This is a genomic window from Klebsiella quasipneumoniae subsp. quasipneumoniae (assembly GCF_020525925.1).
GTDB lineage: Bacteria > Pseudomonadota > Gammaproteobacteria > Enterobacterales > Enterobacteriaceae > Klebsiella > Klebsiella quasipneumoniae.
The window spans coordinates 5,183,832-5,205,646 of record NZ_CP084876.1; the positions used below are offsets into that span (position 1 = coordinate 5,183,832).

Genomic DNA, 21,815 nt, shown 5'->3' on the forward strand with positions numbered 1-21,815 from the left:
GAAACCCTGCTGACCCGGCGGCTTGCTTGCCGTTGTTCCGTGTCAGTGGAGGCGCATTATAGGGAGTTCTGAGACGTTGACAAGCCCTGTTTTCAAAAAATTATTCAACCGTCTCTTTTTTGTGCAAAACGCCGTTAAAGCGGTAATTTTTCCAGCGTCGAGAAGCCATAGCGATGCAAAACGGGTAAAAGTTGTTCCGTTTCTGCCGTCAACGCCATGCAGAATGCTTTATTCTCGTCGCTGGACTTCGCATCCGGCGCTTCATGCTCTAACAGCCAGGCGGTGCGACGGGCAATCGCCGCGCCGGAATCGATCAGCCGCGTGCCCTCGGGCAGGACGCGCTGCAGCTCCTCCTGTAAAAGAGGAAAGTGGGTGCAGCCCAGCACCACCGTATCCGGCGGCTCCTGCATCCGCAGCCACGGGCGCAGGATACGGCGCAGTTCTTCTAACGGCACAGGCTCGCCGTGCAGCTTCGCTTCCGCCAGCTCCACCAGCTCCGCCGACCCCAGCATTTCAATCCGACATTCATTGGCAAAGCGGTCGATCAGCTCACGGGTATAAGGACGCTTTACGGTGCCGCGCGTCGCCAGCAGGCCGACAATGCCGTTCGCCGTTAAGCGGGCGGCGGGCTTAATCGCCGGCACCACGCCGACAACGGGGAAGGCGAACTTTTCACGCAGAGCAGGCAGGGAGACGGTACTGGCGGTATTGCAGGCGATCACCGCCAGCGCCAGGGGATAACGCTGCTGGACAGCGGTGACGATTTCCACAACGCGCTCAACGATAAACGCCTCGCTCTTCTCGCCATAGGGGAAGGCAACGTTATCGAAAGCATAGATGTAATGCAGATTCGGCAGCAGCTGCCGAATCTCATTATAAACCGACAACCCACCGACGCCGGAATCAAACACCAGCACGGTGGGACGTGGATCAGAAGGTGTAGCTGCCAGACAAGGTGTATTCCCGTCCTGCAGATTGGTAGCCATAAACTGTCTCGTAATCTTTATCGAACAGGTTGGCTATTTTACCACGAACTGTCAGGTGTGAGGTGACGGGATACGATAAACCGACATCCCAGAGGCTCAACCCACCCATATTGACGGTACGCGAGTTGTCGTAATCATAATCGTAGCGCTTGCCGATGTAGTGATACGTCACATCCCACCCCAGATCGTAGACCTGGCCGTTCAGCTCGTATTTCACCTGCTGCTTCGCCCGGCGATAGAGGATCTTGTTAGTTTCATCATCGCGAGGGTCAACATACTGCAGCGTCAGATGGTGCTCCACCGGCCCTGTGGTGACATTCCCCGTCCACTCCAGCCCCTTGATCGTCGCAGACTTGACGTTGTAATAGGCGTTGTTGTCGTAATCGATGAGGTTTTGAATCTCATAGCGATACGCGGAGAGACGCCAGTCGACCGGCCCCGTCAACCCTTCGAGGCCCGCTTCCCACTGCTTCGACTCCTCTGGCTTCAGGTTCGGGTTAGAGGCGATGCCAAAACGTTCCGCGCCGTACTGCTGTCCGAGGGAGGGGGCGAGGAATCCTGTACCGTACGAGAGCGTTGTCCGATAACCCTCGATAAATTCCCAGCCTGCCGCCGTCTGCCAGGTACCGTGCCAGCCAAACTGCTCGTCATGATCCTCACGGCCGGAAGCTTCCAGCGTCACGCTGTCAATCTGCTGCTGGCCCGTCAGATAAAGACCGGTGGTATCGCGCTTATACACGTCGGTACTGGTCGTTCCGCTGGATTTCAGCTTCTCCTGTTTCCAGTCTACGCCACCGCTCACTGCGCCATGGCCCACCACAACATTATTTCCCCATTGGATATAGCGTTGTTCCATATCATCCAGGGTGGTGCCCGCGGCATAGCGGCCAGCGTCGCTGCTGTAGTTGTAATCTTTAATACGCTGATAGTTCGCAATCAGCTGGGAGGAGTAAATTCCGGAATGGTAGTGCAGACCGGTGTCCCAGGATTGGGTATAGGACTGATCTTCATCGTTTCCACCTGCGTAGCCCCAGTTACCCTGGTCATAGTCAGCATTGGCGGAATAACCATAGCCGCGGAAGAACCCCGAGAAGTTGTCATCGAACTGATGCTGTACCCCGCCCCATAGCATTTTATTGCGGTAGCCGTCGCGATCGCTGTCGCCGCTATAAGAGGAGTTCGGCTGGACGTTAAACCCTTTGGTGGTCTGATAGGCGCCGGCAGCGGTAACCAGCGTATCGCCAAACCGCTTGTTAAAGGCGCCATCGTAGGACTGATAGCCGTTCGTTCCCGCGCCGGCGTTGATCTGCGAACGCTCAGCATCGGTCATGGTGATGATGTTCACCACCCCGCCGATCGCCCCGGAGCCGTACACCGCGGAGCGCGGGCCGCGAATGTATTCCACCCGCTGGACCAGAGAGATAGGGATCTGACTGATATCCACGCCGTTGGAGATCCCCGGACGCGCCATCGGCACGCCGTCGATCAGCACCAGCACGTGGCGAGCCTCCGTCCCCCGAACATACAGCGAAGCGCTCTGCCCCATGCCGCCGTTGCGGGCAATATCGACCCCGGGAAGACGACGCATGACATCGTTTAAATCTTTGGACTGCCAGCGGTCGATGTCATCGCGCGTCACTATATCGGTCGGCGCCAGCACGGTATTGACCGGCTGTTGAAAACGGTTTGCTGTCACCACCAACGTGTCTGAATTGCTGTCCTGCGCCCAGCCGGAAAATGCCGTGACGGATAAGGCCGTCATCAGCGAAGCTTTTTTAATCATTGTAAAAGCATCCGAAACAGAAAAAGGATGCCGCAGGTTTTATCAGTTGCTCGCGACGATAAAACCCAGTGCGACGTATTCCGGCAGGTCTTCGGGCTTGGAGGCTGTTTCAAGAAATAATGACTTCCCACGGCTAACCGCAGTGTCTGCACCGAGTGCGCTCATTTCTCACCTTCCTTACCGCTGCGCGTCAGCCCCAGATTTCCACTGGGTTCCCTTTTAACTCACAGGACCGGTAGGCGAATGCTACAATCAGAAACATATAGATGTCCAGACTGCTAATTATATTTCCCGCGGCATTCGAGGCTGGACATCCCCGGCGCTTTCCCTACAATCCCCGCGTACTTATTTTATTCAGGATACATCATGACCCCCGAACACCTTCCTACCGAACAATACGAAGCGCAGCTGGCAGAAAAAGTCGTCCGTTTGCAAACCATGATGGCGCCTTTTGCCGCGCCGGTTCCGGAAGTGTTTCGTTCGCCGGTCAGCCACTACCGTATGCGCGCCGAGTTCCGTCTGTGGCACGATGGCGACGACCTGTACCATATTATTTTCGATCAGCAGACCCGGTCGCGGATTCGCGTTGACAGCTTCCCGGCCGCCAGCGCGCTCATCAATCAGCTGATGACCGCCATGCTGGAGGGCGTGCGCAACAATCCCGTGCTGCGCCATAAGCTGTTTCAGATTGACTATCTGACCACCCTCAGCAACCAGGCGGTCGTCTCGCTGCTGTATCATAAAAAGCTCGATGATGCCTGGCGTGAGCAAGCGGAGGCGCTGCGTGACGCCCTGCGAGCCCAGGGGCTCAATGTGCATCTGATTGGTCGGGCGACTAAAACTAAAATCGAGCTCGATCAGGATTATATAGATGAACGCCTGCCGGTTGGCGGTCGGGAGATGATCTACCGTCAGGTGGAAAACAGCTTTACCCAACCGAACGCGGCCATGAACATTCAGATGCTGGAGTGGGCGCTGGATGTCACCAAAGGGGCGACCGGCGACCTGCTGGAATTGTACTGCGGCAACGGTAACTTCTCGCTGGCGCTGGCGCGTAATTTCGATCGCGTACTGGCCACCGAAATCGCCAAACCGTCGGTGGCGGCGGCGCAGTACAACATCGCCGCCAACCATATCGACAACGTGCAGATTATCCGCATGGCGGCTGAAGAGTTTACTCAGGCGATGAACGGCGTGCGTGAGTTCAACCGGCTGCAGGGTATCGATCTGCAAAGCTATCAGTGCGAGACTATTTTCGTCGATCCGCCGCGTAGCGGGCTGGACAGTGAAACGGAGAAAATGGTGCAGGCCTATCCGCGCATACTGTACATTTCGTGCAACCCGGAAACGCTGTGCCGTAATCTGGAAACGCTAAGCCAGACGCACAACATTACCCGGCTGGCGCTGTTCGACCAGTTCCCGTATACCCATCACATGGAGTGCGGCGTTCTGCTGACCCGGAAATAGGCCAAAAAAAACCGGCAACGTCATATTGCCGGTTTTTTATCACTGGCGGCTTATTCGGCGGCGGTATTTTTGCGGTTACGCATCTTGTAGCCAATCCAGAAGACCATCGCGACGGACAGAACGGCCGGGAAGAAGTTAGAGCCGATATCCGGGTACTCCGCACGCACGACGGTGCTGTACAACAGCACCCCGAGAATAAAAAAGGCGGCGGCCAGGCCCGGTAGCCCGACGGGCATACTGCGATTCTGATAGCGCTGATGCAGACAGTAGACCGTCAGCAGCAGGGATAAGATGGGGAAGACGGAAAACGGAACTATCGAACTGAACAGCGCCGCAAAGGCGCCATTAATAGATAACCCGGCAATCAGCGCCAGCAGCAGCGTACCTTTATCTTGAACTGAGTGTTTCATTGCTCGTCCTTCACGTTATTCGGAATGATGTGACATTTTTTCTTGTTCACGGCGATACCAGTAATACGCGCCTTTAGAGATCATTCTGAGCTGCAGTACCAACCGTTCTTCCAGCTGTCGGCGCTGTTCAGGGCCGACATCCAGCGCTTCCGCGCCAGCGCTAAAAACGATGGTGACCATAGCTTCAGCCTGCGCTTCGGTAAAGGCGCGCGGCATATGGTTTTCGAGTTCTAAATAGTCGGCGAGTTCCGCAATAAAATGCTGGATTTCGCGTGCGACGGCGGCGCGAAACGCCGCAGACGTTCCCGAGCGCTCGCGCAGCAGCAGGCGGAAAGCGTTCGGGTTGTTACCGATAAACTCCATAAAGGTCGAGACCGAGGTGCGGATCACGCTGCCGCCTTTGGCAATCCGCTGGCGCGCCTGGCGCATCAGCTGGCGCAGCATCAGTCCGCTCTCATCGACCATCGTCAGGCCTAACTCATCGACATCGCGAAAATGACGATAAAAGGACGTCGGCGCGATCCCTGCTTCCCGCGCCACTTCACGCAAGCTCAGGCTGGCGAAACTCCGCTCAGCGCTAAGTTGGCTGAATGCCGCTTCCACCAGCGAACGGCGGGTTTTTTCTTTTTGTTGTGCTCTTACGCCCATCACGATGTATGAATCCTTCCAATAGCCCTGCTGGCACTATACCAGAGATTAAAACTAATCGGTTTGCCCTGGATTGTGAATGATTGTTTACGAGCCGTTTCTGCTTTTATGCCGCAAAAAAGCACAACGATAATTGGGTTAAAGCGCAGCGAATGTTATCATCGTGTTTATTTTATGTATAAAACAGGTGAGTAATGCCATGTCACACTCTTGGGATTATGATGCAATAGTGATTGGTTCCGGTCCTGGCGGCGAAGGCGCCGCCATGGGACTGGTGAAACAGGGAGCACGCGTTGCCGTCATCGAGCGCTACCATAATGTCGGCGGCGGTTGCACCCACTGGGGCACCATCCCGTCGAAAGCCCTCCGCCATGCCGTCAGCCGTATTATCGAGTTTAACCAAAACCCCCTCTACAGCGACCACTCCCGCCTTCTTCGCTCTTCTTTCGCCGACATCCTTAACCATGCCGACAGCGTCATCAACCAGCAGACTCATATGCGCCAGGGATTCTATGAGCGCAACCACTGTGAAATTCTGCAGGGCAATGCCCACTTCGTTGATGAGCATACTCTGGCGCTGGAGTGCCATGACGGCACGGTCGAGACGGTGACCGCGGAGAAATTCGTTATCGCCTGCGGATCTCGCCCCTATCATCCGGCGGATGTCGATTTCCACCACCCGCGCATCTATGACAGCGATTCGATTCTCAGCCTGCAGCATGAGCCGCGCCATGTGATCATTTACGGCGCCGGGGTAATCGGTTGTGAATATGCGTCGATCTTCCGCGGCATGGAGGTGAAGGTCGATCTGATCAACACCCGCGATCGTCTGCTGGCCTTCCTCGATCAGGAGATGTCAGATTCGCTCTCCTATCACTTCTGGAACAGCGGCGTGGTCATTCGCCACAACGAGGAGTACGAAAAGATTGAAGGCGTTGATGACGGCGTCATCATGCATCTGAAATCCGGGAAAAAGCTCAAAGCGGACTGCCTGCTGTACGCCAACGGCCGCACCGGCAATACCGACACTCTGGCGCTGGAAAACATCGGACTGCAGACCGACAGTCGCGGCCAGCTGAAGGTCAACAGCATGTACCAGACCGCCCTTCCGCACATCTATGCGGTTGGGGATGTCATCGGCTATCCGAGCCTCGCCTCCGCGGCGTACGATCAAGGACGCATTGCCGCCCAGGCGCTGGTGAAAGGCGAAGCCTCAGCGCATCTGATTGAAGATATCCCGACCGGGATCTACACCATTCCGGAAATCAGCTCCGTCGGGAAAACCGAGCAGCAGCTGACGGCGATGAAAGTGCCGTATGAGGTGGGTCGCGCTCAGTTTAAACACCTGGCGCGGGCGCAAATCGTTGGCATGAGCGTGGGAACCCTGAAGATCCTGTTCCACCGGGAAACCAAGGAGATCCTCGGCATTCACTGCTTTGGCGAACGCGCAGCCGAAATCATTCACATCGGCCAGGCGATCATGGAGCAGAAAGGTGGTGGTAACACCATTGAGTACTTCGTCAACACCACCTTTAACTACCCGACCATGGCGGAAGCGTACCGGGTTGCCGCGCTGAACGGCTTAAACCGCCTGTTTTAACGCCTTGTCGAAATGGCCATCCATCGTGCCGCGGATGGCCTCCGCCAGATGTTCATAGCGGCTGCGCAGCGGTGAGCCCGGACGGTAAACCAGACCGATGGTGCGTCTTGGCTCTGGCTTAATGCACGGCAGGTAGACCACGCCATCGCGTTTTCTTTCTTGCGGCACTGCCAGCGCAGGCAGCAGGGTAATACCGCTGCCTGCCGCCACCATATTGCGCAGCGTTTCCAGGCTGGTCGCGCGGAAGTGGGTATCCTCATCCGCCCCCGCTTCAAAGCAGAAGCCCATCGCCTGATCGCGCAGGCAGTGGCCATCCTCCAGCATCAGCAGCTTTTCACCGGCCAGATCCGACATCGGCACCCGGTCGCGGTTTGCCCACGGATGATCTTCATAGATAGCCAGCATCATCGGCTCATCGAACAGCGGCACCTCGATAAAGGCCTCGCTCTCTTTGACCAGCGCCAGGATGGCGCAGTCGAGCTTACCGCTGTCGAGCTGAGCCAGCAGCTGATGGGTCTGCGCTTCGTGCAGATACATTTCCAGCTTCGGGAAGGTCTGATGCAGCATCGGAATGATGTGCGGTAGCAGGTACGGGCCAATTGTCGGGATCAAGCCGATATGCAGCGGCCCGGACATGGTTTCCCCTTGTTGGCTTGCCATCTCCTTGAGCACTTTTACTTCGCGTAACACGGTACGCGCCTGATCCACCAGCAACAGCCCCGCCTGGGTAAACAGAACCTTACGGCTGGTGCGCTCCAGCAGCATGACGCCAAGCTCATCCTCCAGCTTGCGGATCTGTCCGCTGAGCGTCGGTTGGCTCACATGGCATGAGTCAGCCGCCCGCCGGAAGTGGCGGTGTTCGGCGAGCGCTACCAGGTATTCAAGATCGCGAATATTCATTATTCATCCTCCATCGCCACGATAGTCCATGGCGATAGATAGCATAGCAACGAACGATTATCCCTATCAAGTTTTCTGTTCAATAATACGCCCATAAAGACGGTGAACCTGTGAAAACCACTGACCCGTCACACTGTTTCTCTACCCGAACAACTAAAGCCAACGTGAACTTTTGCGGACCTTGCGTCCGCTTTTTTTTTTGCATAAAAAACCCGGCGTCGCTGGACTCGGCCGGGTCAGGGAAGGCAGATATCTGTGGATTAGCTCAGACGGGCCTTCGCCTCGTCGATAGCCTGCGCCACCTGCTGCGGCGAGACGCCGCCTTTTGCCGCGCGTTTATCAAGGCAGGACTGCAGCGACAGAATCGGATAAACATCGTCCGCAATCACCGGGCTGAATTTCTGCAGGTCGGCCAGGGCCAGCGCTTCCAGCGGTTTCCCTTGCGCAATGGCTTCCACCACCGCTTCACCGACAATATGGTGCGCCTCGCGGAACGGTACGCCTTTCGCCACCAGATAATCCGCCAGCTCAGTGGCGTTAGCATAGCCCTGCTGCGCCGCTTCCGCACAGCGCGGACGTTTCACCTGGATACCATCCAGCACCAGGGTCGCCATATGCAGGCAGTCGAGCCAGGTATCCAGAGCGTCGAAAAGTCCCTCTTTATCTTCCTGCATATCTTTGTTGTAGGCCAGCGGCAGCCCTTTCAGGGTCATCATCATGCCGGTCAGCGCGCCCTGCACGCGGCCGCATTTGCCACGGATAAGCTCCAGGGCATCCGGGTTTTTCTTCTGCGGCATCAGCGAGGAGCCTGAGGTTACGCGGTCGGAAAGCTCGACGAAATTCGCTTCGCCGGAGTTAAAGAAAATCAGATCTTCCGCAAAGCGCGACAGATGGACCATGCCGATAGAGGCATCGGAAAGCAGCTCCAGAACATGGTCGCGGTCGGACACGCTGTCGAGGCTGTTGCGGGTGGCGGAGGCAAAGCCCAGCCAGCCGGCCAGCTGCTCGCGGTCGATTTCATACGCCGTTCCCGCCAGCGCGCCGCAGCCCAGCGGGCTAACGTCGAGGCGCTTCAGCGCGTCCTGCAGGCGGCTTTCATCGCGCGCCAGCATTTCGACATAGGCCAGACACCAGTGCGCGAACGTCACCGGTTGGGCGCGCTGCAGGTGGGTGTACCCCGGCATCACCGCGTCCTGGTTCTGCTGGGCCGTCTCCACCAGCGCGCTCTGCAGCTGGCGGTTCGCCGACAGCAGTTCGACAACGGTATCTTTGCACCACAGTTTAAGATCGGTAGCGACCTGGTCGTTACGGCTGCGGCCGGTATGCAGTTTCTTGCCCAACTGACCCACTTTGTCGATCAGTTTGCCTTCCACCCAGCTGTGAATATCTTCAGCATCGCTGGCGAGGATTTGCTGCGGATTGGCGCGCACCTCTTCCAGTAGCACGTTCAGCGCTTCTTCCAGCTGCTGTTGTTCATCGGCACTCAGAACGCCGACCGTTACCAGCGCTTTCGACCAGGCGACAGAGCCAACGATATCCTGCTCCGCCAGACGATAGTCGAAGCGCAACGAGTCGTTGAACTGTTTGAACCGTTGATCTGCTGCCTGTGTAAAACGCCCGCCCCAAAGTGCCATAACATGCTTCCTTTATTCGTTAGTTCCGCCGGTGGCGTTGTGCCTCCCCGGCCTACGGTCTTGTAAGCCCGGCAGACAACGCGCCGCCGGGCATGAAATCTTAAGCCAGAATACGTGTGCCGATAGGCGTGCCGTTAAACAACGCCGGCAGCTGCTCGGCGTGACGCCAGGAGGCGATATCCACCGGACGGCCCAGAGCACGCGCCGCGTCGAGGGCCGCATTCACTTTGACAATCATGCCGTCAGTGATAATCCCCTGCTCGATCAGCTGCTCCGCTTTCTCGGCGGTCATCTCGGCAATACGCTGCCCTTTACCGTCGAGGATACCGCTGACGTCAGACAGCAGGATCAGATCCGCCCCCAGAGTAGCCGCCAGCGCCGTCGCCGCCTGGTCAGCATTGACGTTCATCAGCTGGCCCTCGTCGGTCACGCCGATAGAGCTCACCACCGGCAGGTAACCGCCCGCCAGCAGGGTGTTGATCAGCGTCGGAGAGCCCGGCTGCGCCAGCCCGACATGGCCCAGCTCAGCATCCAGCTGTGTCACCTTCACGCTATCGCCATCGCCGAGGAACAGGCCGACAGAGGCCAGACCGTGCTTTTTCGCCCACGCCAGCAGCGTCTTGTTGGCGGTTCCCGCCAGCGCGCCGGTGATGATGTCGATTTGCTCAGCCGGCGTCACCCGCAGACCATTTTTCTTCTGCACCGGCAGGTTGAGCTGCTTCATCAGCTCATCCACCACGCAGCCGCCGCCATGGACGATAATCAGCGGACGCTGGTGCGCTTCACGGTAATTGACCAGCGCGGTAAACAGACGCTCCAGCGCTTCTTCGCTATCGAGTAATACGCCGCCGAGTTTGATAATTAATGGGTTCATCATCACACCTTAAATAAGAGACTGCGTCTCAGCGAAGCCGAAACGAATATTCGCGCACTGCACCGCCTGCGCTGCGGCGCCTTTCAGCAGGTTATCTTCTGCCGCGACGACGATGAGATGGTCGTCCTGCACGGCAAAACCGATATCACAGAATGGCAGACCTTCGACGCTTTTCAATGCGGGCACGCCTTTATCATATAAACGTACCAGCGGTTTATCGGCGTAAGCCTGCTGGTAAACCGCCGCGATCTGCGCATGGCCAACGCCCGGCTTCAGGCGGCAGGTAATGGTTTCCAGAATGCCGCGCTTAAAATTACCCAGATGCGGGGTAAAAATCACCTTCGCTCCGAGGTGGCTGGCAATCTCCGGCTGATGACGATGGTTAAAGATGCCGTATGGCTGCAGGCTGACTTCACAGAAGCTGTTGCCGATCGCGGCTTTGCGTCCCGCGCCGCTCACCCCGCTGGTGGCGTTGATCACTGGCCACTGGTTGAGATCCAGCAGACTGGCATCAATCAGCGGCTTCAGCGACAGCTGCGCCGCCGTCGGGTAGCAGCCAGGCACCGCGATTAACTGCGCTTCTTTAAGCGCATCCGCGCTCCACTCCGCCAGACCATACACCGCCTGTTTGAGCAGGTCGGGATGCTGATGAGTGAAACCATAATATTTTTCGTAGAACGCCCCATCGTTAACGCGGAAGGCACCGGAGAGATCGAACACCACGCAGCCGGCGGCAAGGAACTGCGGCGCCAGATCGTGACTCACTTCGTGCGCGGTGGCGAGAAACACCACGTCCACGCCAGCGCTGAATTCGCTGATATCGGACATCGGCTGCAGCGGCATATCGACAATGCCTTTGAGCTGCGGATGCAGGTCGGAAATTAATTTTCCCGCATCATTGCTTTGCGCGGAGACCGCCAAAGCGGTTATGTTCATATGCGGATGACGATTGATATAGGTCACCAGCTCTGCGCCGGCATAACCACTGGCACCCACAATCAGCGTATTTAACATTGGAAGCGCATCTCCTTACATTCGATGGGTTTTCTTACGCTCAACGATATTGTATTTTTATTCACAATAAATGCATGAATATTGATACTATCACGACCCAAGGTGTGTCAACAATGAAAAACAATTTACCGCCCTTTATCGAGATTTACCGCGCGTTGATCGCCACACCGTCCATCAGCGCGACCGAAGAGGCTCTCGATCAGAGCAATGAGTCTTTAATCAATTTGCTGGCCGGCTGGTTCCGCGATCTCGGCTTTAATGTCGAGGTACAGCCGGTGCCGGATACGCGCCATAAATTCAACCTGCTGGCCAGCACCGGACACGGCGCCGGCGGCCTGCTGCTCGCCGGGCATACCGATACCGTGCCGTTCGATGACGGCCGCTGGACGCGCGATCCGTTCACCCTTACCGAACACGATAACAAGCTCTACGGCCTCGGCACGGCCGATATGAAAGGCTTCTTCGCCTTTATTCTCGACGCCCTGCGCGATGTCGACGTCACCACGCTGAAAAAACCGCTGTATATTCTGGCCACCGCCGACGAAGAGACCAGCATGGCCGGCGCGCGCTATTTTGCCGAAACCACCCGGCTGCGCCCCGACTGCGCCATCATCGGCGAGCCCACCTCCCTGCAGCCGATCCGCGCCCATAAAGGACATATGTCCAACGCGATCCGTATTCAGGGCCAGTCCGGCCACTCCAGCGATCCGGCGCGCGGGGTCAACGCGATCGAGCTGATGCACGACGCCATCGGTCGGATTATGCAGCTGCGCGATTTGCTAAAAGAGCGCTACCACTTCGAGGCGTTCACGGTCCCTTACCCGACCCTCAACCTCGGCGCCATCCATGGCGGCGATGCCTCAAACCGTATCTGCGCCTGCTGTGAACTGCATATGGACATCCGCCCGTTGCCGGGGATGACCCTCAACGACCTCAATGGTCTGCTGGACGAGGCGCTGGCCCCGGTCAGCGAACGCTGGCCGGGCCGCCTGACGGTCTCGGAGCTGCATCCGCCGATCCCCGGCTACGAGTGCCCGCCGGACCATAAGCTGGTGCAGGTGGTTGAGAAACTGCTTGGCGCCCAGACCGACGTGGTGAACTACTGTACCGAAGCGCCGTTTATCCAGACGCTGTGCCCAACGCTGGTTCTCGGCCCGGGCTCGATCAATCAGGCCCATCAGCCTGACGAGTTTCTGGAGACGCGCTTTATCAAGCCGACGCGGGAGCTGATTAGCCAGGTGGTTCACCACTTCTGCTGGCACTAAAATCGCCCTCTTTTTCCGCCCCGCTCTCCCGGGGCGGAACGGTGACGATCGTCACATTTCCATAAGCGATGCTTATCCAGCGCCCCCTGAGTTAAATTTCGCAAATTACGGGTATTTACTCGTTTGCTGAAGCGATTTCGCAGTAATTGACGTGGGGGTATTTACGTGGCTTTATAAAAGACGGGTTGCTTATCCGTTGCTCACGTTCCAGCGCAGCGGATATAACAAAATAAAATGAGATGGGGTGTCTGGGGTAACATGAACGAACAATATTCCGCATTGCGTAGTAATGTCAGTATGCTCGGCAAGGTGCTGGGCGATACCATCAAGGATGCATTGGGAGAAAATATTCTTGATCGTGTCGAAACTATCCGTAAGTTGTCCAAATCTTCACGCGCCGGCAACGAAGCTAACCGCCAGGAGCTGCTGACCACGCTGCAGAATTTGTCTAACGACGAACTGCTGCCGGTGGCCCGTGCCTTCAGCCAGTTCCTGAATCTGGCCAACACCGCTGAGCAGTACCACAGCATTTCGCCGAATGGCGAAGCGGCCAGCAATCCGGAAGTCATTGCGCGCACCCTGAGAAAGCTCAAAGACCAACCCAATCTCAACGAAGACACCATCAAAAAAGCGGTGGAATCTCTGTCCCTGGAGCTGGTGTTAACCGCCCACCCGACCGAGATCACCCGCCGGACGCTGATCCATAAAATGGTGGAAGTGAACAACTGCCTCAAGCAGCTGGATAACAAAGATATCGCGGACTACGAGCACCACCAGCTGATGCGCCGCCTGCGCCAGCTGATCGCCCAGTCCTGGCATACCGATGAAATTCGTAAGCACCGCCCTTCCCCGGTCGATGAAGCCAAATGGGGCTTCGCGGTGGTGGAAAATAGCCTGTGGGAAGGGGTGCCTAACTACCTGCGCGAGCTGAACGAACAGCTGGAAGCCAACCTCGGCTATCAGCTGCCGGTGGACTTTGTCCCGGTGCGTTTCACTTCGTGGATGGGCGGCGACCGCGACGGCAACCCGAACGTGACCGCCGATATCACCCGCCACGTGCTGCTGCTCAGCCGCTGGAAAGCGACCGATCTGTTCCTCAAAGATGTGCAGGTGCTGATCTCCGAGCTGTCGATGGTGGAGTGTACTGACGAATTGCGCGCCCTGGCCGGCGCCGAGGGCGCTCAGGAACCGTACCGTTACCTGATGAAGAAACTGCGCACTCAGCTGATGGAAACCCAGGCCTGGCTGGAAGCGCGTCTGAAAGGTCAGAAGCTGCCGAAACCGGCGGGACTGATCACTCAGAACGAGCAGCTGTGGGAGCCGCTATACGCCTGTTATAAATCGCTGCAGGCCTGCGGCATGGGCATTATCGCCAACGGCGAGCTGCTCGACACCCTGCGCCGCGTGAAGTCTTTCGGCGTACCGCTGGTGCGTATTGATATCCGTCAGGAAAGCACCCGCCACACCGAAGCGCTGGGCGAAATGACCCGTTACCTCGGGATCGGCGATTACGAAAGCTGGTCAGAAGCCGACAAACAGGCTTTCCTGATCCGCGAACTGAATTCCAAACGTCCGCTGCTGCCGCGCCAGTGGGAGCCAAGCGAAGAGACCCGCGAAGTTCTCGACACCTGTAGAGTGATCGCCGAGGCGCCGCGCGGATCGATCGCCGCCTACGTGATCTCGATGGCCAAAACGCCGTCCGACGTGCTGGCGGTTCATCTGCTGCTGAAGGAGGCCGGGATTGGCTTTGCCCTGCCGGTGGCCCCGCTGTTCGAAACGCTGGATGACCTGAACAACGCCAACGACGTCATGACCCAGCTGCTGAATATCGACTGGTACCGCGGCTTTATCCAGGGCAAACAGATGGTCATGATCGGCTACTCTGATTCCGCGAAAGACGCGGGCGTGATGGCCGCCTCCTGGGCGCAGTACCAGGCGCAGGACGCGTTGATCAAAACCTGTGAGAAAGCCGGGATCGAACTGACGCTGTTCCACGGTCGCGGCGGCTCCATTGGCCGCGGCGGCGCGCCGGCCCACGCCGCGCTCCTCTCACAGCCGCCGGGAAGCCTGAAGGGCGGCCTGCGCGTTACCGAGCAGGGGGAGATGATCCGCTTTAAGTACGGCCTGCCGGAAGTCACCATCAGCAGCCTGTCGCTCTATACCAGCGCGATCCTCGAAGCCAACCTGCTGCCGCCGCCGGAACCAAAACCGCAGTGGCGCGACATCATGGCCGAGCTGTCCGACGTGTCGTGCAAGATGTATCGCGGCTACGTGCGTGAAAACAAAGATTTCGTGCCTTACTTCCGCTCCGCCACTCCGGAGCAGGAGCTGGGCAAACTGCCGCTGGGTTCGCGTCCGGCAAAACGTCGTCCGACCGGCGGCGTCGAGTCGCTACGCGCCATTCCGTGGATCTTCGCCTGGACCCAGAACCGCCTGATGCTTCCAGCCTGGCTGGGCGCTGGCGCTGCGCTGCAGAAGGTGGTTGAAGGCGGAAAACAGAGTGAACTGGAAGCGATGTGTCGCGACTGGCCGTTCTTCTCCACCCGTCTCGGCATGCTGGAGATGGTTTACTCGAAGGCTGACCTGTGGCTGGCGGAGTACTACGATCAGCGCCTGGTGAAACCAGAGCTGTGGGCGCTGGGTACCGAGCTGCGCAAGCTGCTGGCTGCCGATATCAACGTCGTGCTGGCCATCGCCAACGACTCCCATCTGATGGCTGACCTGCCGTGGATCGCCGAGTCTATCCAGCTGCGTAATATCTATACCGACCCGCTGAACGTCCTGCAGGCGGAACTGCTGCACCGTTCGCGCCAGGCTGAAGAAGAGGGCAAAGACCCGGATCCGCGCGTTGAACAAGCGCTGATGGTCACCATCGCCGGCGTCGCCGCCGGTATGCGTAACACCGGCTAATCGCTGTCTTTCCCCCGGCCGCCCGGCCGGGGGATTTTTCACCCGTTCTAGTGGTGCAGCATCTCATCAACGATCTGCTCTTTATGCAGCGCATACGGATAATAGGTCGGCCAGTTATCCATCTCTTTCAGCAACGCTTCCTGTGATTCATTGCCCATGAAAATATGGAAATGCTGCGATTTACGCGGGCCAATGATGTGGTCGCTGAACTGGACATATTTTGGCGCGCTGGCATCGCCCTGCTGGCACTCGAACAGATAACGTACGCCCTTCTTACCGGAGGCGTAATGCAGGATTTTGTAGCCTGAATAGCGGTATTTGCAGCTGTTGACGGTCTCGCCAATGTGGAACTCAATCACGTCATCTTCAATGCCAATCTGTTCCACATCGGTGGCGTAGCCCTTCTTATAATAGGCGCGATACTCCTCCACGCTCTTGCCGCCGGGCTTTTTCGCCTTCTGCTCCAGCACCGGATCGAGATCGCCGTTGAGCAGATACGGGTTCACCGACTGCCAGACGCCCTCCCAGTCGCTCAGCGCGCGGTCCTGCACATCTTTATCCGCAAAAATGCCTTCGCTGGCCTGACGCTCCACTTCGGTTAGCGCCGGCCCATGGCTATGATTGCCGTGAGCGAACGCCTGGGCGCTGGCTAGCGCCATGCCGAGTCCCAAGGCCAGCAGGGGGATCTTTCTGGTCATTACTCTCTCCTGAGTTTGCTATCAATGGTGACAAATTGTTACGATATAACATATCGTAACTGAGAAGCAATAGCGACAGGCTGGCGCTTTTACCGCTGGAATAATGTCCGGTATGATGAAAAGGGTGATGCGCGGGGCGGAACAATGATGGACAACGATATCAATCAACTTATTGATGCATTGCTAAAAAAGCAGACCAGCCTCGGACGGGTTTATTTCGCCGGCGAGACGCGCTCGCCTGCTGAACCGGTGGTGCAGGTTGATTTTCCCCGTCTGAATATCCTCCTCGATGGGCAGCTGCGCGACCAGGCGCTCGGCGATAACGCCCCGCTCCTGGAGGCCCATGACGTGCTCTATATTCCTGGCGATAGCTGGAACTGCCCACAGTGGCAGGCGCCCTGCCTGCTGTTAAGCATCCTGTTCGCTAAGCAGCAGCTGGAGTGCTCGCTGCAGCGCTGGAATGGCAAGACGATCGCCGTTGTTGAAAAGCTACAGGCGCTGCGTCGCGGGCCGCGCGTCGGTTCCTTCCTGCTGCAGGCGCTCAACGAGATCCGGATGCAGCCGCAGGAGCAGCAAACCGCCCGCAGCATCGTCATCAGCCTGCTCAGCCACTGCCATGATCTTCTCGGCAGCCAGGCGCAAACCTCCTCGCGCAGCCAGGCGCTGTTCGAGGCAATCCGTCAGTACATCGAGGTCCATTACGCGGAGCCGCTGAGCCGGGAATCGGTCGCCCAGGCGTTCTATCTCTCTGCCAACTATCTTTCCCATCTGTTCCAGAAATGTGGGCCAATGGGCTTCAATGAATATCTAAACCACATTCGTCTCGAACAGGCCCGTATGCTGCTGAAGGGCCACGATATGAAAGTGAAAGACATCGCCCACGCCTGCGGCTTCGCCGACAGCAACTACTTCTGCCGCCTGTTCCGCAAAACCACGGAACGCTCGCCGTCTGAATACCGCCGCCAGTACCATAGCCAGCTGACGGAAAAATCGTCCGCGGCAAAGAACTAGATTTTTGTGTGTTAAACCTGACTTTTGTGCGCGCTATAGTTTCCTGCCATCCCAGCCAGCGTCGATAAATGTGATCTAAATCATCCTTAATCGCGATGCGTACATTTATCCAGTTTTTGGCAAATTTGTCATCTGGCGATCCTTCGAACGAAAGCCGTATGCTTACCTCAACGACAGCACCGAATTAAGCATTGAGGAAAACGCTATGGAACTCTATCTGGATACCGCCAACGTCGCCGAAGTGGAACGCCTGGCCCGCATCTACCCGCTGGCCGGGGTGACCACCAACCCGAGCATTATCGCCGCCGGTAAAACCCCGGTGTGGGATGTACTGCCGCGCCTGCAAAAAGCCGTTGGTCCGGAAGGGATTCTGTTCGCGCAGACCATGAGCCGCGATGCGCAGGGCATGGTGGCAGAAGCCAAACGCCTGAGCAACGCCGTGCCGGGCATCGTGGTCAAAATCCCGGTCACCGCCGAAGGCCTCGCCGCTATCAAGATGCTGAAGAAAGAAGGCATCCCGACCCTTGGCACCGCCGTCTACAGCGCTTCACAGGGTCTGCTGGCCGCGCTGGCTGGCGCAAAGTACGTCGCGCCTTACGTTAACCGCGTCGACGCTCAGGGCGGGGACGGCATCCGCATGGTGCAGGAACTGCAATCCCTGCTGGAAATGCATGCGCCCGAAAGCAAAGTGCTGGCGGCAAGCTTCAAAACGCCCCGTCAGGCGCTGGATTGCCTGCTGGCTGGCTGCGAAGCAATCACCCTTCCACTAGATGTAGCGCAACAAATGCTCGGCACCCCTGCGGTAGAGTCAGCCATAGAGAAGTTTGAACAGGACTGGAATAACGCCTTTGGCACGCTGAACCTGTAACCGGACCCGCGCGCCGCCTGCGGGCGGCATCACGGTCATCGAGGAGGAATCGAAATGGATCGCATTATTCAATCACCAGGCAAATACATCCAGGGCGCAGGCGCCATCAAGCGCCTTGGCGACTACCTGAAACCGCTGGCCGAACGCTGGCTGGTCGTTGGCGATAAATTCGTGCTGGGATTCGCGGAAGAGATGCTACGCAAAAGCCTGGCTGACGCCGGCCTGGCGGCGGAAATCGCGCCGTTCGGCGGTGAATGTTCGCATAATGAAATCAATCGCCTGCGCGATATCGCCGGCAGTGCGAAATGCACCGCCGTGCTGGGGATCGGCGGTGGTAAAACCCTGGATACCGCGAAAGCGCTGGCCCATTTTATGAAGGTGCCGGTGGCGATCGCCCCCACCATCGCCTCCACCGATGCGCCGTGCAGCGCGCTGTCGGTGATTTACACCGACGAAGGCGAGTTCGACAGCTATCTGATGCTGCCGCACAACCCTAACATGGTCATTGTCGATACGCAGATCGTTGCCGGCGCGCCGGCTCGCCTGCTGGCCGCCGGGATTGGCGATGCGCTGGCCACCTGGTTCGAAGCCCGCGCCTGCTCACGCAGCGGCGCCACCACCATGGCGGGCGGGAAATGCACCCAGGCGGCGCTGGCGCTGGCCGAGCTGTGCTACAACACCTTACTCGAAGAGGGTGAAAAAGCGATGCTGGCCGCCGAACAGCACGTGGTCACTCCGGCGCTGGAGCGGGTGGTGGAAGCCAACACCTATCTGAGCGGCGTCGGTTTTGAAAGCGGTGGACTGGCGGCAGCCCACGCGATTCATAACGGCATGACGGCCATCCCTGACGCCCACCACTATTATCACGGTGAAAAAGTGGCGTTCGGCACCCTGACGCAGTTGGTGCTGGAAAACGCGCCGATGGAAGAGATCGAGACTGTCGCCGCGCTGTGCCACAGCGTTGGGCTGCCGATCACGCTGGCGCAGTTGGATATCAAAGGCGACATCCCGACCAAAATGCGCCTGGTGGCGGAAGCCGCCTGCGCTGAAGGCGAAACCATCCACAATATGCCGGGCGGCGTCGACGCCGACCAGGTCTACGCCGCGCTGCTGGTCGCCGACCAATATGGCCAGCGCTTCCTGCAGGAATGGGAATAATCCAGAGCAAAACACCCGGCGTCAGCCGGGTGTTTTTTTATGTTTATCAGCCGGACGCGTCGCCCACTGACGGCGGAAACGGCAAGCACTCAGGCCGGACGCACGCCCAGCGTATGACAGATGGCGTAGCTCATTTCGGCGCGGTTAAGGGTGTAGAAGTGGAAATCTTTTACCCCTTCCCGACTTAAGATCTTCACCATGTCCATGGCGATATTCGCCCCCACCAGCTGGCGGGTTTCGGCGTCATTATCCAGCCCTTCGAACATTTTCGACATCCACACCGGGATACGAACGTTGGTCATATCCGCAAACTTTTTCGCCTGTTTAAAGTTGGAAACCGGCAGGATACCCGGAATAATTTCCACGTCGATGCCCGCCGAGACGCAGCGATCGCGAAAACGCAGGTAGCTTTCCACATCGAAGAAGAACTGGGTGATCGCGCGGTTGGCACCTGCCTCGACTTTGCGTTTCAGGTTGAGCAAATCCGCCTGCGCGCTTTTCGCTTCCGGATGCACTTCCGGATACGCGGCGACGGAGATATCAAAATCCCCCACCTCTTTCAGCAGAGTGACCAGATCGGCGGCGTACATCTCCGGTTTACCGCTGCCCGGCGGCAGGTCGCCGCGCAGAGCGACGATATGGCGGATGCCGTTGTTCCAGTAATCCTGGGCGATAGTGCGCAGCTCATCGCGAGTAGCATCGATACAGGTCAGGTGCGGCGCCGCTTCCAGACCGGTTCGCTCTTTAATACCTTTGATGATGCTGTGGGTGCGATCGCGCTCGCCGGAGTTCGCGCCATAGGTCACCGAGACAAACTTCGGTTTCAGACTGCTCAGGCGATCGATGGATTTCCACAGGGTTTGCTCCATTTCACTGGTGCGCGGCGGAAAGAATTCAAAGGACACATTAATCTGGCCCTGGACTTCCGCCAGGCTCTGATTCAGGGCTTCCCGCTGATTGGCGTGAAAAAAGCTCATACCTTACCTCATCAATCGCATGTAATGGCTGTTGTGTTGCGAACTTCTATACGTTTAGACGTCCAGATGTAAAAATGACGGAAAAGCGCGCGGGCGTCAATAGAAAAATCTGCGTAAAGAGTGAGGAAAAGGCTGCCAACATGAAAAAACTTCATCTACCGGCGCTTTGCCAGCCGAAAGAGCCCGCTCTGCGGTCAACATGGGGTAGAACGATATTCAGCATGAGACGAGCGAGTCGTCAGGCGATCATCCAGCAGTGAGAGCCATTGCCGCACGGCTCCTGCCTGGTGAGGCGCATAGATCACCCCAAGGCTTAACGGCATGCTGTCGCCTTCAGCGACAGGACAGAACACTACCCCCTGACGCTGGATCGCGGAAAAGGACGCCGGCAGGAGGATCATGCCTTCCCCACGCGCGATTCGCGCCAGCAGCACATCATGTTCGGCAGGCTCTTCCACATAAGCGGGGGTATAGCCAGCCCGGTCGAAAATGCGCCGCGTGTAGTCAAAGAAATCGGGGTTACGCTCGCGTTTAAACCAGAACAGCGGCCGATGATTGAGCGCGCTTAGCGTTAACGCTGGTATGACGGCTTCCGGCCAGGAGGCTGGCACTGCCGCGATGAGCGGCTCCTGGTACGGCAATGGATGCAGGTGCAGCCCTTCAGTATTGAGCGGCAGCGCGACCAGCGCCGCATCGAGTTTGCCTTTGCGCACCTGCTGCGCCAGCGCCGGTGAGGCGTGGCGGGTGATATGCAACCCGCGGGTATGTTCGCTCAGCGCAGATTCAACAGCAGCGAAAATGCCTTGTTCGAAGGCGGTGGTCACGCCCAGACGCAGAGACGGCGGCGAGTGAACGGAGAGCTCACTCAATGCCGCCAGCGTGCGTTCCTGGAGCGCCAGCATGGGCCGAATGATCGCCAGCACCTCTCTGCCCGCGTCGGTAAGGATCAGGCCTTTGCTATGGCGCTGAAACAGCGTCACCCCCAGCTGCGCTTCCAGATAGCGCATATGGCGACTCAGCGGCGGCTGCGAGATAAATAACCGCTGCGCCGCCCGGCTGATGTTATTTTCCTCCGCCACCACGGCAAAGGCACGCAGCAGGCGGATATCAAGAGAATGTAATCGCGAAGTTGTCATACTGAAAAGGTATCACGAAAAGGGTATTACTCAAGTCCGGTAAACTTCCCTACCCTTCCTCTCAACGCATCATCACAGAGAGGAAAAAACGATGTCCAGCGAACGTTATACCACCGGTCAGGAAATGCTTCAGCGCGTGGACGGTAGCGGCGGGGAGGCCGTCGTCAACAGCCTGCGGGATATCGCCCCCGACTTCGCCCGCTATCTGATTGAGTTCCCCTTCGGCGATATTTACGCCCGGCCAGGGCTTGATTTGCGTAGCCGGGAAATCGCCACCATCGCCGCGCTCACCGCGCTGGGTAACGCCGAGCCGCAGCTGAAAGTGCATATTGCCGCGGGATTAAATGTCGGTCTGACGCAAGAGGAAATTACGGAAGTGATCATGCAGATGGCGGTCTACGCCGGATTCCCGGCGGCGCTAAACGGCCTGTTTGCCGCTAAAGCAGTTTTTGCGGCGCACTAACAAAAAAGACCAG

General features: G+C 57.8%; 19 protein-coding genes and 1 riboswitch. Of the genes, 8 read left to right on the top strand and 11 right to left on the bottom strand.

The window, feature by feature from the left end:
- Positions 1-134 precede the first annotated feature (134 nt).
- Both murI and btuB read right to left on the bottom strand, forming a co-directional pair.
- Positions 135-986 carry a glutamate racemase gene (gene murI, locus LGM20_RS24810; RefSeq protein ID WP_044520945.1) on the bottom strand — a complete coding sequence of 284 codons (852 nt, stop codon included), beginning with the start codon at positions 984-986 and terminating at the stop codon, positions 135-137.
- Positions 931-2,769: a TonB-dependent vitamin B12 receptor BtuB gene (btuB, locus tag LGM20_RS24815; RefSeq protein WP_032454489.1), complete on the bottom strand. Its 1,839-nt coding sequence runs from the start codon at positions 2,767-2,769 to the stop codon at positions 931-933. Before btuB ends, murI begins: the two co-directional genes overlap by 56 nt.
- A 65-nt stretch (positions 2,770-2,834) precedes the next feature.
- Positions 2,835-3,021, bottom strand: a riboswitch (cobalamin riboswitch).
- 114 nt (positions 3,022-3,135) lie between these two features.
- Between btuB and trmA the strand changes: the two genes are divergently transcribed.
- Positions 3,136-4,236 carry a tRNA (uridine(54)-C5)-methyltransferase TrmA gene (gene trmA, locus LGM20_RS24820; protein WP_044520942.1) on the top strand — a complete coding sequence of 367 codons (1,101 nt, stop codon included), beginning with the start codon at positions 3,136-3,138 and terminating at the stop codon, positions 4,234-4,236.
- A gap of 50 nt (positions 4,237-4,286) precedes the next feature.
- Here trmA and LGM20_RS24825 read toward each other — a convergent pair whose 3' ends face one another.
- Entirely contained in the window at positions 4,287-4,646 is a 360-nt protein-coding gene (locus tag LGM20_RS24825; protein ID WP_004203691.1) for a YijD family membrane protein, read from the bottom strand.
- Positions 4,647-4,661: 15 nt separating this feature from the next.
- Complete coding sequence (fabR, locus tag LGM20_RS24830) at positions 4,662-5,297, bottom strand: HTH-type transcriptional repressor FabR (RefSeq protein ID WP_004151856.1); 636 nt, start codon at positions 5,295-5,297, stop codon at positions 4,662-4,664.
- Between the two features lie 196 nt (positions 5,298-5,493).
- Here fabR and sthA point away from each other — a divergent pair, with 196 nt between their 5' ends.
- Positions 5,494-6,894 (top strand): Si-specific NAD(P)(+) transhydrogenase, encoded by a 1,401-nt coding sequence (gene sthA, locus LGM20_RS24835; RefSeq protein WP_002883016.1) that lies wholly within the window; start codon positions 5,494-5,496, stop codon positions 6,892-6,894.
- On the opposite strand, the gene oxyR is transcribed toward sthA, so the two are convergent.
- The 4 genes from oxyR to argC form a co-directional block, all read right to left on the bottom strand.
- The gene (gene oxyR / locus LGM20_RS24840; protein WP_002883015.1) at positions 6,877-7,794 is read right to left on the bottom strand and encodes a DNA-binding transcriptional regulator OxyR; all 918 of its coding nucleotides are present in this window, start codon (positions 7,792-7,794) and stop codon (positions 6,877-6,879) included. The two genes, sthA and oxyR, sit on opposite strands and share 18 nt — an antisense overlap.
- 260 nt (positions 7,795-8,054) lie before the next feature.
- Positions 8,055-9,428, bottom strand: coding sequence for an argininosuccinate lyase (gene argH, locus LGM20_RS24845; RefSeq protein WP_044520936.1), 1,374 nt, complete (start codon positions 9,426-9,428; stop codon positions 8,055-8,057).
- A 100-nt stretch (positions 9,429-9,528) separates the two neighbouring features.
- Entirely contained in the window at positions 9,529-10,305 is a 777-nt protein-coding gene (gene argB, locus LGM20_RS24850; protein WP_085955164.1) for an acetylglutamate kinase, read from the bottom strand.
- A gap of 6 nt (positions 10,306-10,311) precedes the next feature.
- Positions 10,312-11,316 (bottom strand): N-acetyl-gamma-glutamyl-phosphate reductase, encoded by a 1,005-nt coding sequence (argC, locus tag LGM20_RS24855; protein ID WP_044520934.1) that lies wholly within the window; start codon positions 11,314-11,316, stop codon positions 10,312-10,314.
- Positions 11,317-11,429: 113 nt separating this feature from the next.
- On the opposite strand from argC, the gene argE reads away from it, so the two are divergent.
- Complete coding sequence (gene argE, locus LGM20_RS24860; protein WP_023291537.1) at positions 11,430-12,581, top strand: acetylornithine deacetylase; 1,152 nt, start codon at positions 11,430-11,432, stop codon at positions 12,579-12,581.
- Between the two features lie 258 nt (positions 12,582-12,839).
- A complete protein-coding gene (ppc, locus tag LGM20_RS24865) occupies positions 12,840-15,491 on the top strand; it encodes a phosphoenolpyruvate carboxylase (protein WP_023291536.1) in 2,652 nt (883 codons plus the stop codon).
- A 47-nt stretch (positions 15,492-15,538) separates the two neighbouring features.
- Here the strand turns inward: ppc and zinT are convergent, their stop codons facing one another.
- Positions 15,539-16,189: a metal-binding protein ZinT gene (gene zinT / locus LGM20_RS24870; protein ID WP_023291535.1), complete on the bottom strand. Its 651-nt coding sequence runs from the start codon at positions 16,187-16,189 to the stop codon at positions 15,539-15,541.
- Positions 16,190-16,258: 69 nt separating this feature from the next.
- On the opposite strand from zinT, the gene LGM20_RS24875 reads away from it, so the two are divergent.
- From LGM20_RS24875 to gldA, 3 genes are all read left to right on the top strand, one after another.
- Positions 16,259-17,200, top strand: coding sequence for an AraC family transcriptional regulator (locus LGM20_RS24875; RefSeq protein ID WP_223825690.1), 942 nt, complete (start codon positions 16,259-16,261; stop codon positions 17,198-17,200).
- A 205-nt stretch (positions 17,201-17,405) separates the two neighbouring features.
- On the top strand, positions 17,406-18,068 hold the full coding sequence (gene fsa / locus LGM20_RS24880) for a fructose-6-phosphate aldolase (RefSeq protein WP_044520931.1): 663 nt from the start codon (positions 17,406-17,408) through the stop codon (positions 18,066-18,068).
- A 54-nt stretch (positions 18,069-18,122) separates the two neighbouring features.
- On the top strand, positions 18,123-19,226 hold the full coding sequence (gene gldA, locus LGM20_RS24885) for a bifunctional L-1,2-propanediol dehydrogenase/glycerol dehydrogenase (protein WP_044520930.1): 1,104 nt from the start codon (positions 18,123-18,125) through the stop codon (positions 19,224-19,226).
- An 89-nt stretch (positions 19,227-19,315) separates the two neighbouring features.
- On the opposite strand, the gene metF is transcribed toward gldA, so the two are convergent.
- Both metF and LGM20_RS24895 read right to left on the bottom strand, forming a co-directional pair.
- Positions 19,316-20,203: a methylenetetrahydrofolate reductase gene (metF, locus tag LGM20_RS24890; RefSeq protein WP_023291532.1), complete on the bottom strand. Its 888-nt coding sequence runs from the start codon at positions 20,201-20,203 to the stop codon at positions 19,316-19,318.
- A 194-nt stretch (positions 20,204-20,397) separates the two neighbouring features.
- The gene (locus LGM20_RS24895) at positions 20,398-21,339 is read right to left on the bottom strand and encodes a LysR family transcriptional regulator (protein WP_044520929.1); all 942 of its coding nucleotides are present in this window, start codon (positions 21,337-21,339) and stop codon (positions 20,398-20,400) included.
- 91 nt (positions 21,340-21,430) lie between these two features.
- On the opposite strand from LGM20_RS24895, the gene LGM20_RS24900 reads away from it, so the two are divergent.
- Positions 21,431-21,802, top strand: coding sequence for a carboxymuconolactone decarboxylase family protein (locus LGM20_RS24900; RefSeq protein ID WP_023291530.1), 372 nt, complete (start codon positions 21,431-21,433; stop codon positions 21,800-21,802).
- Positions 21,803-21,815: the final 13 nt, after the last annotated feature.